Source organism: Modestobacter sp. SYSU DS0657 (genome assembly GCF_054050925.1).
This window is the reverse complement of record NZ_JBJHAG010000003.1, coordinates 56,439-72,866: the sequence shown is the minus strand read 5'-3', so window position 1 is coordinate 72,866 and position 16,428 is coordinate 56,439. Positions and strand designations below refer to the sequence as shown.

The following is a 16,428-nucleotide window of genomic DNA, read 5'->3' as shown; positions in this document are numbered from 1 at the left end:
CTGCTGACCAGTTCCGGGCGGTACCCGCATGATCGACCGCTACACCCTGCCCGAGATGGGGCGGGTCTGGAGTGACGAGCACAAGTACGCCCTGTGGTGTCGGGTGGAGACGCTCGTGCTGGAGGCGCACGCGGCGGCCGGCCGGGTGCCCGCCGACGTCGTCGAGCCCGTGCGCAACGCGCCGCCGCCGACCGCCGCCCGGGTCGCGGAGATCGAGGAGACGACGCAGCACGACGTCATCGCCTTCCTGACCGCCTGGGCCGACAACACCGAGCCGCGCTCGGCCGCGGCCTACGTGCACCACGGCATGACGTCGTCGGACCTGCTGGACACCGCGCTGGCGGTGCAGCTCACCGACGCCACCGACGTGCTGCTGGCCAAGGCCGACCGGCTGGTGGCGGCGCTGCGCGACCACGGCCTGGCGCACCGGGACACCATCAAGGTCGGGCGCACGCACGGCGTGCACGCCGAGCCCGACGTCTGGGGCCACCGGGTCGCCGACCTCGCCTTCGCCATGGCCCGTTCCCGGGACCGGCTGCGCCGCGCCCGCGAGGCCGTCGGCGTGGTGGCGATCTCCGGCGCCGTCGGCACCTACTCCCTCATCGACCCGTCGGTCGAGGTGGCCGTGGCCGAGGCGCTGCAGCTGCGCGCCGCGGACGCCTCCACCCAGGTGGTGCTGCGCGACGGGATCAGCGAGTGGGTCTCCGCGCTGGGCATCATCGCCACCGTCTGCGAGGCGATCGCCCTGGAGGTGCGGCACGGGCAGCGCACCGAGGTGCGGGAGCTGTCCGAGGCGTTCGGGTCGGGCCAGAAGGGCTCCTCGGCGATGCCGCACAAGAAGAACCCGATCCGCTCCGAGCGGATCGCCGGGCTGGCCCGGGTCGTGCGCGCGGCGATCGTGCCGGTGATGGAGGGCATCCCCCTGTGGCACGAGCGGGACATCTCGCACTCCTCCACCGAGCGGGTGTTCCTGCCCGACGCCGCGATCACCACCGACTACCTGCTGAACCTGACGGCGGGCCTGGTGGAGAACCTGGTCGTCGACGTCCAGCGGATGCGCGACAACCTGGAGTCCACCGGCGGGCTGATCTACACCTCGTCGGTGCTGCTGGAGCTGGTCGAGGGCGGGCTGTCCCGCGAGGCGGCGTACGCCCTGGTGCAGTCGGCGGCGATGGAGACCTGGAACACCGGCACGCCGTTCCGGACGACGCTGCGCGCCCGGGCCGAGACCGACGGCGTGACGCTGGACGAGGCGCGGCTGGACGAGATCTGCCGGCCGGAGCAGTACGTGCAGAACCTCGGCCCGCTGTTCGACCGGCTGGCGGCGCTGTCGTGAGCGGACAGGCGCGTGAGCATCGCAGCGAGCGCCAGCGAGCGAGAAGCGGAGCACGCCGCGGGAGCGAACGGGAGACGTCGTGAGCCTGGACCTGCCGCTGGTCGCGCGGGGCAAGGTGCGCGAGGTCTACGCGGTCGGCGACGACCGGCTGCTGCTGGTCGCCAGCGACCGGATCTCCGCCTACGACCACGTGCTGCCCACCCCGATCCCGGACAAGGGTCGGGTGCTCACCCAGCTGTCGGTGTGGTGGTTCGAGCAGTTGGCCCCGGTGCTGGCCGAGCACGGTGCGGAACACCACCTGGTCTCGGCCACCGACGTCCCGGCCGAGGTGGCCGGGCGGGCGATGCTGGTGCGCCGGCTGGAGATGCTGCCGGTAGAGTGCGTGGCCCGCGGCTACCTGTCCGGCTCGGGCACGGTCGAGTACCAGCGCACCGGCGCGATCGTCGACGTCCCGCTGCCGGCCGGGCTGGTCGAGGGCTCCCAGCTGCCGGAGCCGGTGTTCACCCCGTCGACGAAGGCGGAGCAGGGCGAGCACGACGAGGCGATCGGGTTCGCCCAGGTGGTCGACGCCGTCGGTGCCGAGCGGGCCGAGGCGCTGCGCGCGCTCACCCTGGCTCTCTACCGGCGGGGCGCGGAGATCGCGCACGCCGCGGGGATCGTGCTGGCCGACACCAAGTTCGAGTTCGGCACGGCGCCCGGTGGTGGTCCGCTGGTGCTGGGCGACGAGGTGTTCACGCCCGACTCGTCGCGCTTCTGGCCGGCGATGACCTGGTCGCCGGGGGCGCCGCAGCCCTCCTTCGACAAGCAGTTCGTCCGCGACTGGCTGACGACCTCGGGCTGGGACCGGGTGTCCCCGCCGCCGGAGCTGCCGGCCGACGTCGTCGCCGCCACCCGCGACCGCTACGTCAGAGCCTACGAGCAGCTCACCGGCCAGCGCTTCGTCTGACCGGAGCCACCCGGCTCGCCGAGGAGGTCACGAGGCGCCGGCTGGTGGCCCGACCGCGTGAACGGGGGACGGCAGGCACCCACGGGCCACAGGTCCGTTCCGCGAGGGCGGCGCGGAGGTCGGAGGCCTCCCGCCGGCATCGCGGGCAACGGCCCCACGGCGGCCGGGAACGGCACCTGGAGGCGGTGAGGCCGGCAGGCCGACCAGGTGCTCAGTACAGCGCGGAGATGCCGCGGGTGCGGGCGTTGCGCAGTGCGGTGAAGACGTGCGAGCGGATGAGGTCCGCGGCGGACTCGGGCAGGCCGACGAAGGCGAGCGAGAACTCGTGCAGCTGGTCCTGGCGAGGCCGGCGGCGGACCATCCGGACCTCGGTGATCAGCTCGTCGGACCACAGGTCCAGGCGCAGGGTCATCGTCTGGCCGCGCTTGGGGAACGGCGTGCCGACCCCGAGGTCGGCGTAGCCCCGGAAGACGGCGAGCACGCCGCCCTCGCTGAGGTCGACGGTGCTGCCGGTGAGCACCGTCTTGTCCCAGGCGAGCGACACCGGCAGCCCGATGGGGGCGCGTACGGCGTCGCGACGCTGCAGCCGGCTGGCCGGGCCGGTGATCTTGAGCTTCCAGAGCCCGTCGTCGGCGACCCCGACGGCCTCGGTGGGGATCGACCGGAGGCCGTCGTCGGCCTGCCAGGACAGCTCCAGCATGTCCTGGGGCACGAACTCGGCGCCCTCGCCGCGGGGGTCGCGCGGGTGGCTCACGTAGAGCAGCGTGCCGCTGGTCCGCCGGACCCGGCTGGTCAGCGCCTCGTCCCGGCCCAGCGGCAGGACGCTGAGGGCGGTGGCATCGGCCGGGAAGTCGACGTTCGGGGTGCCCGCCACCATCGGTCCGTGCCTCCAGTTCGTCGCATCCGTCCGGGAACCGCCGGACGGCGGTCTCGTCGAGGTCATCATCGGCGCGGAACCGCAGGTGGTGAGGGCAACGGGCGGACGGCGCCACCCGTTCGGGGGACCCCCCGCCCGGGCCGGTCCAGGCCGCCGTCCGCGCTCCTGCCGGCCCGCGCCGGGCAGCCGGTACCCTTCTCGACGTGCCCGAGGTGGTCGTCGACGTCGTCCTGAAGCCAGAGATCTCCGATCCGCAGGGGCAGGCCGTGCTCGGCGCCCTCGGGCGGCTCGGGCATTCCGGTGTCCGCAGTGTCCGTCAGGGCAAGCACTTCGTCCTGGAGGTCGACGGCGACCCCGACGAGGCGGAGCTCCGCGAGATCGCCGAGACGCTGCTGGCCAACCCCGTCATCGAGGACGTCGAGCTGCACCTCCCTGCTCGCACCACCGACTAGGCCGGACGTCGTCCAGGCCGCACCACGACGGAGAGAAGAACAGTGCGCATCGGTGTCATCACCTTCCCGGGTTCTCTGGACGACGTCGACGCCGCGCGCGCGGTCCGGCTCGCCGGCGCCGAGCCCGTCTCCCTCTGGCACGCCGACCACGAGCTGGCCGGCGTCGACGCCGTCGTCCTGCCCGGCGGCTTCTCCTACGGCGACTACCTGCGCGCCGGTGCCATCGCCGCCCGGTCGCCGCTGATGCAGGACGTCGTGGCCGCGGCCCGGCAGGGCCTGCCGGTGCTGGGCATCTGCAACGGCTTCCAGGTGCTGTGCGAGGCGGGGCTGCTGCCCGGCGCGCTCACCCGCAACGGCCACCTGCACTTCCGCAACCGCGACCAGGGGCTGCTGGTCGAGCGCACCGACACCGCGTGGACCTCGTCGTTCTCGGCGGGCCAGCGGATCGTCGTCCCGGTGAAGAACGGCGAGGGCCGCTACGTCGCGGCGCCGGCCGACCTGGACCGGCTCGAGGGTGAGGGCCGCGTGGTGGTCCGCTACGTCGACGGCAACCCGAACGGCAGCTCCCGGGACATCGCCGGGGTGTGCAGCGAGGACGGCCGCGTCGTCGGGCTCATGCCGCACCCCGAGCACGCGGTCGAGGACCTCACCGGCCCGTCGGTCGACGGCCTGGGGTTCTTCACCAGCGTGCTGACCGCCCTGGTGGTGTCGCGATGACGACGGGCGAGCGAGCAACGCAGGGAGCGCCAGCGGCCGAGGGGCGGAACGAGTCCGGAGTCGAGCAGCGTGATCGCGTGAGCGCCGACGTGACCGCCGGGCAGGCCAGCGCCACCGCCGGGCTCTCCGAGCTCGACACCGGCCCCGGGCGGCTGGCCGGCCGGCTCGACACGGTCGACCTGGCCGCGCGGACGCCGGAGGACGAGCAGCCCTTCGCCGAGCTCGGGCTCCGTGAGGAGGAGTACCAGCGGATCCGGGACATCCTGGGCCGCCGCCCCACCACGGCCGAGCTCGCCATGTACTCGGTCATGTGGAGCGAGCACTGCTCCTACAAGTCCTCCAAGGTGCACCTGCGCCGGTTCGGTGACCTGCCGCCGAGCGACGCGCTGCTGGTCGGCATCGGCGAGAACGCGGGTGTCGTCGACGTGGGCGAGGGCTACGCGGTCACCTTCAAGGTCGAGTCGCACAACCACCCCAGCTACGTGGAGCCCTACCAGGGTGCGGCGACCGGGGTCGGCGGCATCGTCCGCGACATCTTGACCATGGGCGCCCGGCCGGTCGCGGTCATGGACTCGTTGCGGTTCGGCCGCGCCGACGCCCCGGACACCGCCCGGGTGCTGCCCGGCGTCGTCGCCGGGGTGGGCGGCTACGGCAACTGCCTGGGCCTGCCCAACATCGGCGGCGAGCTGCTGTTCGACGACTGCTATGCGGGCAACCCGCTGGTCAACGCACTGTGCGTCGGCGTCATGAAGCACGAGGACGTCCGGCTGGCCAAGGCCGAGGGCGTCGGCAACAAGGTGATCCTGTTCGGCGCCCGCACCGGCGGCGACGGCATCGGCGGGGTGTCCGTGCTGGCCAGCGAGACCTTCGACGCCGAGGGCCCGGCCAAGCGCCCCGCGGTCCAGGTGGGCGACCCGTTCACCGAGAAGCTGCTCATCGAGGCCTGCCTGGAGATCTTCCGCGACGACCTGGTCACCGGCATCCAGGACCTCGGCGGGGCCGGCATCTCCTGCGCCACCAGCGAGCTGGCCAGCGCCGGCACCGGCGGCATGCACATCGACCTGGACGCCGTCCCGCTGCGCGACAGCACGCTCACGCCGGCCGAGATCCTGATGAGCGAGTCGCAGGAGCGGATGTGCGCGATCGTCGAGCCGGACAAGGTCGAGGCGTTCCTCGCCGTCTGCCGCAAGTGGGAGGTGCTGGCCACCGTCATCGGTGAGGTCACCGACGGCGACCGGCTGGTCATCGACTGGCACGGCGAGCGGATCGTCGACGTCCCGCCGCGCACCGTCGCCCACGAGGGCCCGGTGTACGAGCGGCCGATGGCCCGCCCGGCCGACCTGGACGCGCTGCAGGCGGACGCCCCGCCGTCGTCCTCGGCCGACCTGCGGGCCGACTGGCTGGCCGTGGTCTCCAGCCCGGACGGTGCGGACAAGACCTGGGTCACCGAGCAGTACGACCGCTACGTGCGCGGCAACACGGTGCTCGCCCAGCCCGAGGACGCCGGCGTCGTCCGGATCGACGAGGGCAGCAACCGGGGCATCGCGCTGGCGCTGGACGGCAACGCCCGGTACGCCCGGCTGGACCCCTACACCGGGGCGCAGCTGAACCTGGCGGAGGCGTACCGCAACGTCGCCGTCTCGGGTGCCACGCCGCTGGCGGTCACCAACTGCCTGAACTTCGGCTCGCCGGAGAACCCCGAGGTGATGTGGCAGTTCGCCGAGGCCGTCCGCGGTCTGGCCGACGGCTGCCGCGAGCTCGGGCTGCCGGTCACCGGCGGCAACGTAAGCCTCTACAACCAGACCGGTGAGGTGGCGATCAACCCGACGCCGGTGATCGGCGTGCTGGGCGTGCACGCCGACGTCACCCGCCGGGTGCCCACCGGCTGGCGGGCCCCGGGCGAGACGGTGCTGCTGCTCGGGGAGACCCGGCCGGAGTTCGGCGGCTCGGCATGGGCGTCGGTCGTGCACGGGCACCTCGGCGGCCGCCCGCCGCGGCTCGACCTCGCCGCCGAGCGCACCCTCGGTGAGCTGCTGGTGCGGCTGTCGGCCGAGGGCGCGGTCAGCTCCGCGCACGACCTCGCCGACGGCGGCCTGGCGCAGGCGCTGACCGAGTCGGCGCTGCGCTACGGCACCGGGGCCCGGCTCACGCTGACCGGCGACCCCACGGCGGCGCTGTTCAGCGAGTCGGTGGCCCGCGTCGTCGTGACCACGGCCCACCCGGCGACGGTCCGCGCGGCTGCGGAGGCCGCCGGCGTCGCGGTGACCGAGCTGGGCACCACCGGAGGCGACGCGCTGGTGCTGGACGGGCTGCTGGAGCTGCCGCTGGCCGAGCTGCGGGAGGCCTGGAGCGGAACCCTGCCGGCTCTCTTCGGCAGCCCGGAGGTCGCCGTCGGCTCGATCCCCGCGGGCACCGTCCCGACCAGCTGATGGCGGCCTGATGGCCGCGCAGCAGCCGATCCCGGCCGAGGAGCTGCGCGCCGCGGTCGACGCCGTCCGACCGTGGCTGGCCGGGGAGGCCGACCAGCCCGCGCGGGCGGTGCTGGGCGCGGCGGTGAAGACCTCGGCGCGCTGGCTGGCCCAGCAGGTGCCGGGCCGGTCGGTGGAGGTGCGGGTGCCCCCGTTCGTGGCCGTGCAGTGCATCCCGGGGCCCCGGCACACCCGCGGCACCCCGCCCAACGTCGTGGAGACCGACCCGGGGACCTGGCTGCGCCTGGCGACCGGGGCGCTGTCCTGGGCCGACGCGCTCGCCGAGGGCCGGGTCAACGCCAGCGGCAACCGCGCCGACCTCTCGGCGCACCTGCCGCTGCCCCCGCTGCGCACCGGCTGAGCGCCTGACCGCCGCGGGTCGCCGCCCCCGGCGGTCGACACGTCGACGACGCGCGGCACGACCTGCGAAATCGTGATGAGACACGCCGTCCCCACTTCGGGTACCGCGAGAGGCGAACGGTCGCCCGGCGTCGTACCGTCCCTCCGGTCGCGACGGAGCTCACAGGGAAGTGACTCGCGCGGCTGGCTCGTCCGACCGGCCGCGCCGTTCCGTCACCTCGGAGGTCTCCGTGGCAGTACCCAGCTTCCTGGCCCGGGAGCGCATCGTTGCGAAGCCGGGCTTCAACCGATGGCTCATCCCGCCAGCGGCTCTCGCCGTGCACCTGTGCATCGGCCAGGCGTACGCGACCAGCGTCTACAAGGCGGCGCTGGTCTCGCACTTCGACTCCACCCTGACCGCGATCGGCATCGTCTTCTCGATCGCGATCGTGATGCTGGGCCTCTCGGCCGCGCTCTTCGGTACCTGGGTGGACCGCAACGGCCCCCGCGCCGCGATGTTCACCTCGGCCTGCTTCTGGGTCACCGGCTTCCTCGTCGGCTCCCTGGGCATCGCCACCGAGCAGCTGTGGCTGCTCTACCTCGGCTACGGCGTCATCGGCGGCATCGGCCTGGGCATCGGCTACATCTCGCCGGTGTCCACCCTGATCAAGTGGTTCCCGGACCGCCCGGGCCTGGCCACCGGCATGGCGATCATGGGCTTCGGTGGTGGTGCGCTCATCGCCTCGCCGCTGTCCCGCCAGCTGATGAACTGGTACGACCCGGCCTACGACGGCACTGCGGGCACGACCCCGAGCGGCAACGCCGTCGCGGGTCTGTTCCTCACCCTGGGCCTGCTCTACCTGGTCTTCATGATGTTCGGCGCCTTCATCGTCCGCGTCCCCGCCGACGACTGGAAGCCCGCCGGCTTCGACCCGTCCGCGGTCAAGCAGAAGGCGCTGGTCACCACCGAGAGCGTCTCGGCCGGCAACGCGATCAAGACCCCGCAGTTCTGGCTGCTGTGGACCGTGCTGTTCTGCAACGTGACCGCCGGCATCGGCATCCTCGAGCAGGCCGCGCCGATGATCCAGGACTTCTTCCGCGAGGGTCAGACCTCCGCGGTCGCCGCCGCCGCGGCCGGCGGGTTCGTCGGGCTGCTGTCGCTGTTCAACATGGCCGGCCGGTTCGTGTGGTCGTCCACGTCGGACTACATCGGCCGCAAGGGGATCTACATGGTCTACCTCGGTGTCGGCCTGGTGCTCTACGTCCTGCTGGCCACCGTCGGCAGCAGCGCCGTCTGGCTGTTCGTCGCGCTCGCGGCGATCATCATCAGCTTCTACGGCGGTGGCTTCGCGACCGTCCCGGCCTACCTGCGTGACCTCTTCGGCACGTACCAGGTCGGCGCCATCCACGGCCGGCTGCTGACCGCCTGGGCAGCTGCCGGCGTCGCCGGCCCGCTGATCGTCAACGGCGTCCTGGACATGCAGGGCACCCCGGGGCAGCTCAACGCCGGTGACTACCGGCCGGCGCTGTTCATCATGGTCGGCCTGCTGGCGATCGGCTTCGTCGCCAACCTGCTGGTCAAGCCGGTGGCGGCGAAGTGGCACGAGCCGCACGCCACCACCCCCGCCACCGCCCGCGCCAACCCCGAACGGAGCACCACCCGATGAGCGAGAAGAGCAGCACGCCGACCGGTCTCGTGGCCTTCGCGTGGGCCCTGGTGGGCCTCCCGCTGGTGTACGGGCTGGTGCAGACGATCCGCACGGCCAGCGCGCTGTTCACCGGCTGAGCCACCGCACCACCCAGTCGCAGCGCCCCTCCTGCCACGTGGCAGGAGGGGCGCTGTGCTGTCCCGGGACCACCGCTGAGCGGCATGCGGGTCAGCGCATGCACGGGCCTCGACCTAGGCTCCGGGACATGTCGTACGAGGTCCAGGGCGTCGTCGCCCGCAGCAAGGGTGCTCCGGTCACCATCGAGACGATCATCGTGCCCGACCCGGGTCCGGGCGAGGCGGTCGTGGACGTGCAGGCCTGCGGGGTCTGCCACACCGACCTGCACTACCGCGAGGGCGGCATCAACGACGAGTTCCCCTTCCTGCTGGGCCACGAGGCCGCCGGCGTCGTCTCCGCCATGGGCGAGGGCGTCACCAACGTCGCCGTCGGCGACTACGTGGTGCTCAACTGGCGGGCGGTCTGCGGGGAGTGCCGCGCCTGCCGCAAGGGGCAGCTGCAGTACTGCTTCAACACCCACAACGCCGCGCAGAAGATGACGCTGGCCGACGGCACCGAGCTGTCCGCCGCGCTGGGCATCGGGGCCTTCGTCGAGAAGACGCTGGTCCACTCCGGGCAGTGCACCAAGGTCGACCCGCAGGCGCCGGCCACGTCGGCCGGGCTGCTCGGCTGCGGCGTGATGGCGGGCGTCGGCGCGGCGATCAACACCGCCGCCGTCCAGCGCGGGGAGAGCGTGGCCGTCTTCGGCTGCGGCGGCGTCGGGGACGCCGCGATCGCCGGGGCGAAGCTGGCCGGTGCCACGACGATCATCGCCGTCGACATCGACGACCGGAAGCTCGAGTGGGCGAGGAAGCTCGGCGCCACCCACGCGGTCAACTCGAAGGAGACCGACCCGGTCGAGGCGATCAAGTCCCTGACCGGGGGCTTCGGTGCCGACGTGACCATCGACGCGGTCGGCCACCCTGCGGTGTTCGAGCAGGCCTTCTACTCCCGCGACCTGGCCGGCCGGGTGGTGCTGGTGGGCGTCCCGCGCCCGGACATGGAGATCACCCTCCCGCTGCTGGAGGTCTTCGGCCGCGGCGGGGCGCTGAAGTCCTCCTGGTACGGCGACTGCCTGCCCAGCCGGGACTTCCCGATGCTGGTCGACCTGTACCTGCAGGGCCGCTTCCCGCTCGACGACTTCGTCACCGAGACCATCGGGCTGGGCGACGTCGAGCAGGCCTTCGAGAAGATGCACCACGGCGACGTGCTGCGCTCCGTGGTGGTGCTGGACAAGTGACCCCCCGCATCGAGAAGGCCGTCGTCAGCGGGGTGTTCAGCCTCGACGGGCAGGACTTCGACGTCGACAACAACGTCTGGCTGGTGGGCGACGACGACGAGGTGCTCGTCATCGACGCCCCGCACCGGGTCGAGCCGATCGTCGAGGCGGTCGGCGGGCGGAAGGTCCGGGCCATCGTGCTGACCCACGGGCACAACGACCACATCACGGCGGCGGTCGACCTGCGGGCGGCGGTCGACGCGCCCATCTGGTTCCACCCGGCCGACCGGATGCTGTGGGACGTCGTGCACCCCGACAGCGCCCCCGACGGCGAGCTGGCCGACCACGCCCGGTTCCGGGTGGCCGGCACCACCCTGGAGGCGCTGCACACCCCCGGGCACTCCCCGGGGAGCACCTGCCTGCACGCCCCGGACCTGCGGGCCGTCTTCACCGGCGACACCCTGTTCTGCGGGGGCCCGGGGGCCACGGGCCGCTCGTTCAGCGACAAGCCGACGATCCTGACCTCGATCCGGTCGCGGCTGATGAGCCTGCACGGGGACACCGTGGTGCACACCGGGCACGGCGACGACACCACGATCAACGCCGAGGTCGGCAACATCTCCTGATCGTCGTCCCGGCTCAGCAGGGCGTTCCGGACGACGTCGTCCCGCCCGGGTGGGTGAGGCACCCCACCCGGGCGGGACGCGGCCGGGCCCCCGACCCCGGTACGCTCGAGGGGTGCCTCGCGGTGACGGACGGCTGACGCACGACCTCGACCCCCATTCCCCCGGTCCCCAGGACGCCTGTGGCGTCTTCGGCGTCTGGGCCCCGGGGGAGGAGGTCGCGAAGCTGACCTACTTCGGTCTCTACGCCCTCCAGCACCGCGGTCAGGAGGCGGCCGGCATCGCGGTGTCCGACGGCTCCTCGGTCGTGGTCTACAAGGACATGGGCCTGGTGAGCCAGGTCTTCGACGAGCCGACGCTGGGAAGTCTCCGCGGTCACATCGCCGTCGGCCACGCGCGGTACTCGACCACCGGTGCGTCGACCTGGGAGAACGCCCAGCCGACGTTCCGCACCACCGAGGCCGGCACCGGGCTGGCGCTGTGCCACAACGGCAACCTGGTCAACACCGCCGAGCTCGCCAGCGCCGCGGCCGACGAGGGCGTGGCCGGGGCGTTCGTCGCGACCAACGACTCGGACCTGGTCACCTCGCTGATCGCCGCGAAGCCGGACACGTCGGTGGAGGCGGCGGCGATGGAGGTGCTGCCCCGCCTGCGCGGCGCGTTCAGCTTCACCTTCATGGACGAGCACACCCTCTACGCCGCCCGCGACCCGCAGGGCGTGCGCCCGCTGGTGCTCGGCCGGCTGGAGCGCGGCTGGGTGGTGGCGAGCGAGACCGCGGCCCTGGACATCTGCGGCGCCTCCTTCGTGCGCGAGGTCGAGCCGGGCGAGCTGATCGCCATCGACGAGGACGGGCTGCGCAGCCAGCACTTCGCCGTCGCCCAGCCCAAGGGCTGCGTCTTCGAGTACGTGTACCTCGCGCGGCCGGACACCACGATCTCCGGCCGCGGCGTGCACGCGGCCCGGGTCGAGGTGGGCCGACGGCTCGCCAAGGAGCACCCGGTCGACGCCGACCTGGTGATCCCGGTGCCGGAGTCGGGCACCCCGGCCGCGGTCGGCTACGCCGAGGCCTCCGGCATCCCCTACGGCGTGGGCCTGGTGAAGAACTCCTACGTCGGGCGCACCTTCATCCAGCCCAGCCAGACGATCCGTCAGCTCGGCATCCGGCTGAAGCTCAACCCGCTGCGCGACGTCATCCGCGGCAAGCGGCTGGTCGTCGTCGACGACTCGATCGTGCGCGGGAACACCCAGCGCGCGCTGATCCGGATGCTCCGGGAGGCCGGCGCCGTCGAGGTGCACGTGCGCATCTCCTCCCCGCCGGTGAAGTGGCCGTGCTTCTACGGCATCGACTTCGCCAGCCGTGCCGAGCTGGTCGCCAACGGCCTGGACGTCGACGGCGTGCGCGCCTCGATCAACGCCGACTCGCTGGGCTACGTCTCCGAGCAGGGCCTGATCGCCGCCACCGAGCAGCCGGCCAACCGGCTGTGCACGGCCTGCTTCACCGGCGAGTACCCGATCCCGCTGGGCGAGCCGGAGGTGCTCGGCAAGCACGTGCTCGAGGGCATCGGCCGGCGCACGCTGGCCGACGGCGTGCCCGCCGTGTCGGGCTGGACCGGTCAGCAGGCCGGCAGCCCCGCGGTGTCCGGCGGCGCGGACGAGGCGCTGGCCCGGCCGTGAGCGAGTTCACCTACGCCGCCTCCGGCGTCGACATCGACGCCGGCGAGCGTGCGGTCACGCTGATGCGCGCGGCCGTCGAGCGGACCAACCGCCCCGAGGTGGTCGGCGGGCTCGGCGGGTTCGCCGGGCTGTTCGCGCTGGACACCGCGAAGTACCGCAAGCCGCTGCTGGCCTCCTCCACCGACGGCGTCGGCACCAAGATCGCGCTGGCCCGTCAGCTGGACCGGCATGACACCGTCGGCATCGACCTGGTCGCGATGGTCGTCGACGACCTGGTCGCCTGCGGTGCGGAGCCGCTCTTCCTGCAGGACTACGTCGCCTGCGGCCGGGTCGTCCCCGAGCGGATCGCCGCGATCGTCACCGGCATCGCCGCCGGCTGCCAGCAGGCCGGAGCTGCGCTGGTCGGGGGGGAGACCGCCGAGCACGGCGACCTGATGGACGCCGACGAGTACGACCTGGCCGCCACCGCGGTCGGCGTGGTCGAGGCCGACGCGGTGCTCGGCCCGGAGCGGGTCCGGGCCGGCGACGCGGTGATCGCGATGGCCTCCTCGGGCTTCCACTCCAACGGGTACTCACTGGTGCGCCGGGTGGTCGACCGCGCCGGGCTCGACCTCACCGCCACCCCGGCCGGGCTGGACCGCCCGCTGGGTGACGTGCTGCTGGAGCCGACCCGCATCTACGCCCGGGACTGCCTGGCGCTGGTCGAGGAGCTCGGCGTGGAGACCGTGCACGCCTACGCGCACATCACCGGTGGCGGGCTGGCCGGCAACACCGTGCGGGTGCTGCCCGACGGGCTGGCCGCCGAGCTGGACCGCGGCACCTGGGCGCTGCCCGCGGCGGTGCGGCTGCTCGAGGAGCACGGCGTCCCCCGCGCGGAGTCCGAGCGGGCGTTCAACTGCGGGGTGGGCATGGTCGCCGCCGTCGCCGCGGAGCACGCCGACCGGGCGGTCGCCCTGCTCAGCGCGCGTGGCGTCCCGTCCTGGGTCGCCGGCACGGTGACCGCGGCCGCGTCCCCCACGACGGCCCCCGAGGTCACCCTCCGCGGCGACTACCGCTGAGAGAGCACCCCGTCCTCCTCGGGACGGACCCCGCTCCCCGCATCCCTCGCGAGCTCGGGCGAGCCTCCGAGCGGGGCCGCAGGACCCCCTGAGCGGGGCCACGAGGACCAAGCGGGCGGCTCGGAGCGCGCGAGGACACCGCCGGTCCCGGGGGTCCGGCGGTGTCCTCGCGTTCGAACGGCTGCTGGAGCCGTCGGGTCAGCGGGTCAACGACTGGCTGCCCAGTCGTCGCCCTCGTCGTCCGACGCCCAGCGGTCGGCGTAGCCCTCGTCCTCATCGTCGTCGTCCTTGGGCCCCCGGCTGGGGAAGGACGACGGCTGACCAGCGAGTTCGCGCTGGAGGGCTGTGAGGTCGGTGTTGGGTGAGCTGTACTTGAGCTCACGGGCCACGCGTGTCTGCTTGGCCTTCGCTCGGCCGCGCCCCATTGGCTCGACCCCCTCGTGACGGAGTTCGGGTCGCCCAGCACAGGGCTGGACGGCCCGTGTGGCGACCCCGACTGAGTGACTGTGTCCTGGGCCGAGCTTACGACACGGATGGGTCACGGGCACACGTCGGCATCCCCGGCCCCCTCGTCTGGAGGGGTCCGGTGACCGGGATCACCCGCTGAGCGGCCCCGGACGGCGGTTCAGCGGGGCAGTCGGATCGTCGCCAGCCGGCCCACCGAGCTCATCCGCTCCTCGGCGAGTCGGTCGGCGGCGACCGCGGGGGAGACCCCGTCGGCGTCCGCGGCGGCGAAGACCCGCAGGGCGACGTCGAAGATCGTCGTCGTCTTCGCCTCGGCCCGGGCGAAGGAGAAGCCGTGTCGCTCGTCCTCCACCTGGATCACCCCGCCGGCGTTCACCAGGTAGTCGGGGGCGTAGAGGACGCCGCGGTCGGCCAGCAGCCCCGGCGTGCCCTCGTGGGCCAGCTGGTTGTTCGCGCCGCCGCAGACGATCTCGGCGGGCAGGACGGCGACGGTCTCGTCGTCCAGCGCGCCACCGAGGGCGCACGGGGCGTAGACGTCGTGCGGGGTGCGCACCAGCGTGGCGGTGTCGGCGACCGCGGTGACCTCCGGGTGCCGGCTGCGCACCCGGGCGACCGCGGCCGGGTCGACGTCGGTGACCACGACCGACGCGCCGTCGGCGACCAGCCGGTCGACCAGGTGCGAGCCCACCTTGCCCACCCCGGCCACCGCGACGGTGCGGCCGGCCAGCGTCGGGGCGCCCCAGCGGTGCTGGGCGGCGGCGCGCATGCCCTGGAAGACGCCGAAGGCGGTGAGCACCGAGGAGTCCCCGCAGCCGCCGAAGGCCTCCGACCGGCCGTGGGCGAACCGGGTCTCCCGGGCGACGACGTCGAGGTCGGCGTTGTAGGTGCCGACGTCGCAGGCGGTGAGGTACCGCCCGCCGAGGCTCTCCACGAACCGCCCGTAGGCGCGCAGCAGCGCCTCGGTCTTGTCGGTGCGCGGATCGCCGATGATCACCGCCTTGCCGCCGCCGAGGTCCAGCCCGGCGAGGCTGTTCTTGTAGGCCATCGCCGTCGAGAGGGCCAGCGCGTCGGTGACCGCGGCCTCCTCGGAGGGGTACGGGAAGAAGCGGGTGCCGCCGAGGGCCGGGCCCAGCGCCGTGGAGTGCACGGCGATCACCGCCCGGAGCCCCGACCCGGGGTCGGAGCAGAAGACGACCTGTTCGTGACCGGAACCGAGAACGTCCACGGCGAGGAGCCTAGGCGCGCCGTCCCCTCCCGGGTCCGGGTCGCCGTGGCCGCGTCGTCGCGCTCGGCAACGACCTGGTCTCGGCGGGGAGGTCGGCGGCGCGTCCGACGGCAGGTGGAGGCATGATCAACGGTTGATGACGGGCGCCGGTTCCCCCGGTGCCGCACACTTCGTCCCGGACCGCCCGAGTCCAGGGCCGGCCGGGGAGCAACCAGCGGAGCAGCGCTGCGCCGTGACACAGGAGCGACGACTTTGAGGAACTGGCACATGGCCCGACCCATGCGGCTGCTGGCGCTCGCGCTGGCCGCACCCCTGGTGCTCGCTGCCTGCTCCACCGAGAACTCCGGCGGCGGGGCGGACGGCTCCGGAGGTGGCGCCTCCGGTGCGGACGGCGACCTCAGCTTCGCGGTGGTGACGCACGGTTCCGCAGGTGACGCGTTCTGGGACGTGGTGCAGAAGGGGGCCGAGGCCGCCGGGGACGACCTCGGCATCGGCGTCGACTACCAGAGCGACGGCGACCCCCAGCGCCAGTCGCAGCTCATCGAGGCGGCGGTCAACCAGGGGGTCGACGGCCTCGTCGTCTCGATGGCCAACCCCGACGCGCTGGAGGACTCCGTCAGCGCCGCCGTCGCCGCCGGCATCCCGGTGGTCACGATCAACTCCGGCGCGGACCGGTCGGAGGAGTTCGGCGCGATCGGCCACGTGGGCCAGGACGAGGTCATCGCCGGCCGGGGCGCCGGGGAGCGACTGGCCGCCGACGGCGCGCAGAACGTGCTGTGCGTGATCCACGAGGCGGGCAACATCGGCCTGGAGCAGCGGTGCGCCGGGGCGTCGGAGGGCCTGGGGCGCGACGTCCGCCTGCTGCAGGTCGACATCAACGACCTGCAGGCCGCGCAGTCGACGATCACCTCGCAGCTGCAGAGCGACCCGTCGATCGACGCCGTGCTCACGCTCAACTCCGCCGTCGCCTCGGTTGCCGCGTCGGCCGCGTCCGACGCCTCCTCCGACGCCGAGATCGCCACCTTCGACCTCAACGGCGACGTGATCGAGGCGATCCAGGACGGCTCGATCGCCTTCGCCGTCGACCAGCAGCAGTACGAGCAGGGCTACCTGCCGGTCGTGATGCTCAAGCTCTACGCGGACAACCTGAACACCGTCGGTGGCGGGCAGCCGGTGCTCACCGGCCCGGGCATCGTCGACTCGACCAACGTCGACGCGATCGCCGACCTCGCCGCGGAGGGCACGCGCTGAGCCGGGACGGG

The 16,428-nt window shown here is 73.3% G+C and carries 16 protein-coding genes; 13 read left to right on the top strand and 3 right to left on the bottom strand.

The genetic code is table 11. The annotated features are described in order from the left end of the window. Nucleotides 1-28: 28 nt before the first annotated feature. Both purB and ACI79A_RS03045 read left to right on the top strand, forming a co-directional pair. Nucleotides 29-1,336 carry an adenylosuccinate lyase gene (gene purB / locus ACI79A_RS03050; protein ID WP_457079796.1) on the top strand — a complete coding sequence of 436 codons (1,308 nt, stop codon included), beginning with the start codon at nt 29-31 and terminating at the stop codon, nt 1,334-1,336. Nucleotides 1,337-1,415: 79 nt separating this feature from the next. Next, nucleotides 1,416-2,282 (top strand): phosphoribosylaminoimidazolesuccinocarboxamide synthase, encoded by an 867-nt coding sequence (locus ACI79A_RS03045; protein ID WP_457079794.1) that lies wholly within the window; start codon nt 1,416-1,418, stop codon nt 2,280-2,282. 211 nt (nt 2,283-2,493) lie between these two features. On the opposite strand, the gene ACI79A_RS03040 is transcribed toward ACI79A_RS03045, so the two are convergent. Beyond that, a complete protein-coding gene (locus tag ACI79A_RS03040) occupies nt 2,494-3,156 on the bottom strand; it encodes a flagellar brake protein (RefSeq protein ID WP_457079792.1) in 663 nt (220 codons plus the stop codon). Nucleotides 3,157-3,362: 206 nt separating this feature from the next. Here ACI79A_RS03040 and purS point away from each other — a divergent pair, with 206 nt between their 5' ends. The 10 genes from purS (at nt 3,363) to purM (ending at nt 13,476) form a co-directional block, all read left to right on the top strand. Beyond that, the gene (gene purS / locus ACI79A_RS03035) at nt 3,363-3,611 is read left to right on the top strand and encodes a phosphoribosylformylglycinamidine synthase subunit PurS (protein ID WP_457079789.1); all 249 of its coding nucleotides are present in this window, start codon (nt 3,363-3,365) and stop codon (nt 3,609-3,611) included. Nucleotides 3,612-3,653: 42 nt separating this feature from the next. Continuing rightward, the gene (gene purQ / locus ACI79A_RS03030; protein ID WP_457079787.1) at nt 3,654-4,328 is read left to right on the top strand and encodes a phosphoribosylformylglycinamidine synthase subunit PurQ; all 675 of its coding nucleotides are present in this window, start codon (nt 3,654-3,656) and stop codon (nt 4,326-4,328) included. Nucleotides 4,329-4,405: 77 nt separating this feature from the next. Beyond that, nucleotides 4,406-6,757 (top strand): phosphoribosylformylglycinamidine synthase subunit PurL, encoded by a 2,352-nt coding sequence (gene purL / locus ACI79A_RS03025; protein WP_457079785.1) that lies wholly within the window; start codon nt 4,406-4,408, stop codon nt 6,755-6,757. A 10-nt stretch (nt 6,758-6,767) separates the two neighbouring features. Then, nucleotides 6,768-7,157, top strand: a complete 390-nt coding sequence (locus tag ACI79A_RS03020) for a sterol carrier family protein (RefSeq protein WP_457079783.1) — start codon at nt 6,768-6,770, stop codon at nt 7,155-7,157. A 229-nt stretch (nt 7,158-7,386) separates the two neighbouring features. Beyond that, complete coding sequence (locus ACI79A_RS03015) at nt 7,387-8,802, top strand: OFA family MFS transporter (RefSeq protein WP_457079781.1); 1,416 nt, start codon at nt 7,387-7,389, stop codon at nt 8,800-8,802. Beyond that, complete coding sequence (locus ACI79A_RS03010) at nt 8,799-8,921, top strand: MFS transporter small subunit (RefSeq protein ID WP_457079779.1); 123 nt, start codon at nt 8,799-8,801, stop codon at nt 8,919-8,921. The genes ACI79A_RS03015 and ACI79A_RS03010 overlap by 4 nt, the downstream gene beginning before the upstream one ends. 128 nt (nt 8,922-9,049) lie before the next feature. Further along, complete coding sequence (locus ACI79A_RS03005; protein WP_457079777.1) at nt 9,050-10,141, top strand: S-(hydroxymethyl)mycothiol dehydrogenase; 1,092 nt, start codon at nt 9,050-9,052, stop codon at nt 10,139-10,141. Then, nucleotides 10,138-10,746, top strand: coding sequence for an MBL fold metallo-hydrolase (locus ACI79A_RS03000; protein WP_457079775.1), 609 nt, complete (start codon nt 10,138-10,140; stop codon nt 10,744-10,746). Before ACI79A_RS03005 ends, ACI79A_RS03000 begins: the two co-directional genes overlap by 4 nt. A 112-nt stretch (nt 10,747-10,858) precedes the next feature. Beyond that, on the top strand, nt 10,859-12,418 hold the full coding sequence (gene purF / locus ACI79A_RS02995; RefSeq protein WP_457079773.1) for an amidophosphoribosyltransferase: 1,560 nt from the start codon (nt 10,859-10,861) through the stop codon (nt 12,416-12,418). Then, the gene (gene purM, locus ACI79A_RS02990) at nt 12,415-13,476 is read left to right on the top strand and encodes a phosphoribosylformylglycinamidine cyclo-ligase (RefSeq protein ID WP_457079771.1); all 1,062 of its coding nucleotides are present in this window, start codon (nt 12,415-12,417) and stop codon (nt 13,474-13,476) included. Before purF ends, purM begins: the two co-directional genes overlap by 4 nt. A gap of 206 nt (nt 13,477-13,682) precedes the next feature. Here purM and ACI79A_RS02985 read toward each other — a convergent pair whose 3' ends face one another. Both ACI79A_RS02985 and ACI79A_RS02980 read right to left on the bottom strand, forming a co-directional pair. Next, nucleotides 13,683-13,901 (bottom strand): DUF3073 domain-containing protein, encoded by a 219-nt coding sequence (locus tag ACI79A_RS02985; RefSeq protein WP_457079769.1) that lies wholly within the window; start codon nt 13,899-13,901, stop codon nt 13,683-13,685. A gap of 200 nt (nt 13,902-14,101) precedes the next feature. Further along, nucleotides 14,102-15,166 (bottom strand): Glu/Leu/Phe/Val family dehydrogenase, encoded by a 1,065-nt coding sequence (locus ACI79A_RS02980; protein WP_457079767.1) that lies wholly within the window; start codon nt 15,164-15,166, stop codon nt 14,102-14,104. A 267-nt stretch (nt 15,167-15,433) separates the two neighbouring features. Between ACI79A_RS02980 and ACI79A_RS02975 the strand changes: the two genes are divergently transcribed. Continuing rightward, nucleotides 15,434-16,417, top strand: coding sequence for a sugar ABC transporter substrate-binding protein (locus tag ACI79A_RS02975; protein WP_457079765.1), 984 nt, complete (start codon nt 15,434-15,436; stop codon nt 16,415-16,417). Nucleotides 16,418-16,428: the final 11 nt, after the last annotated feature.

What these genes read in the sequence shown, in the direction of transcription:
- purB (WP_457079796.1), top strand. Translation starts at nt 29, where the DNA reads ATGATCGACCGCTACACCCTGCCCGAGATGGGGCGGGTCTGGAGTGAC.
- ACI79A_RS03020 (WP_457079783.1), top strand. Translation starts at nt 6,768, where the DNA reads ATGGCCGCGCAGCAGCCGATCCCGGCCGAGGAGCTGCGCGCCGCGGTC.
- ACI79A_RS03010 (WP_457079779.1), top strand. Translation starts at nt 8,799, where the DNA reads ATGAGCGAGAAGAGCAGCACGCCGACCGGTCTCGTGGCCTTCGCGTGG.
- ACI79A_RS03005 (WP_457079777.1), top strand. Translation starts at nt 9,050, where the DNA reads ATGTCGTACGAGGTCCAGGGCGTCGTCGCCCGCAGCAAGGGTGCTCCG.
- ACI79A_RS02985 (WP_457079769.1), bottom strand. Translation starts at nt 13,901, where the DNA reads ATGGGGCGCGGCCGAGCGAAGGCCAAGCAGACACGCGTGGCCCGTGAG.
- ACI79A_RS02975 (WP_457079765.1), top strand. Translation starts at nt 15,434, where the DNA reads ATGGCCCGACCCATGCGGCTGCTGGCGCTCGCGCTGGCCGCACCCCTG.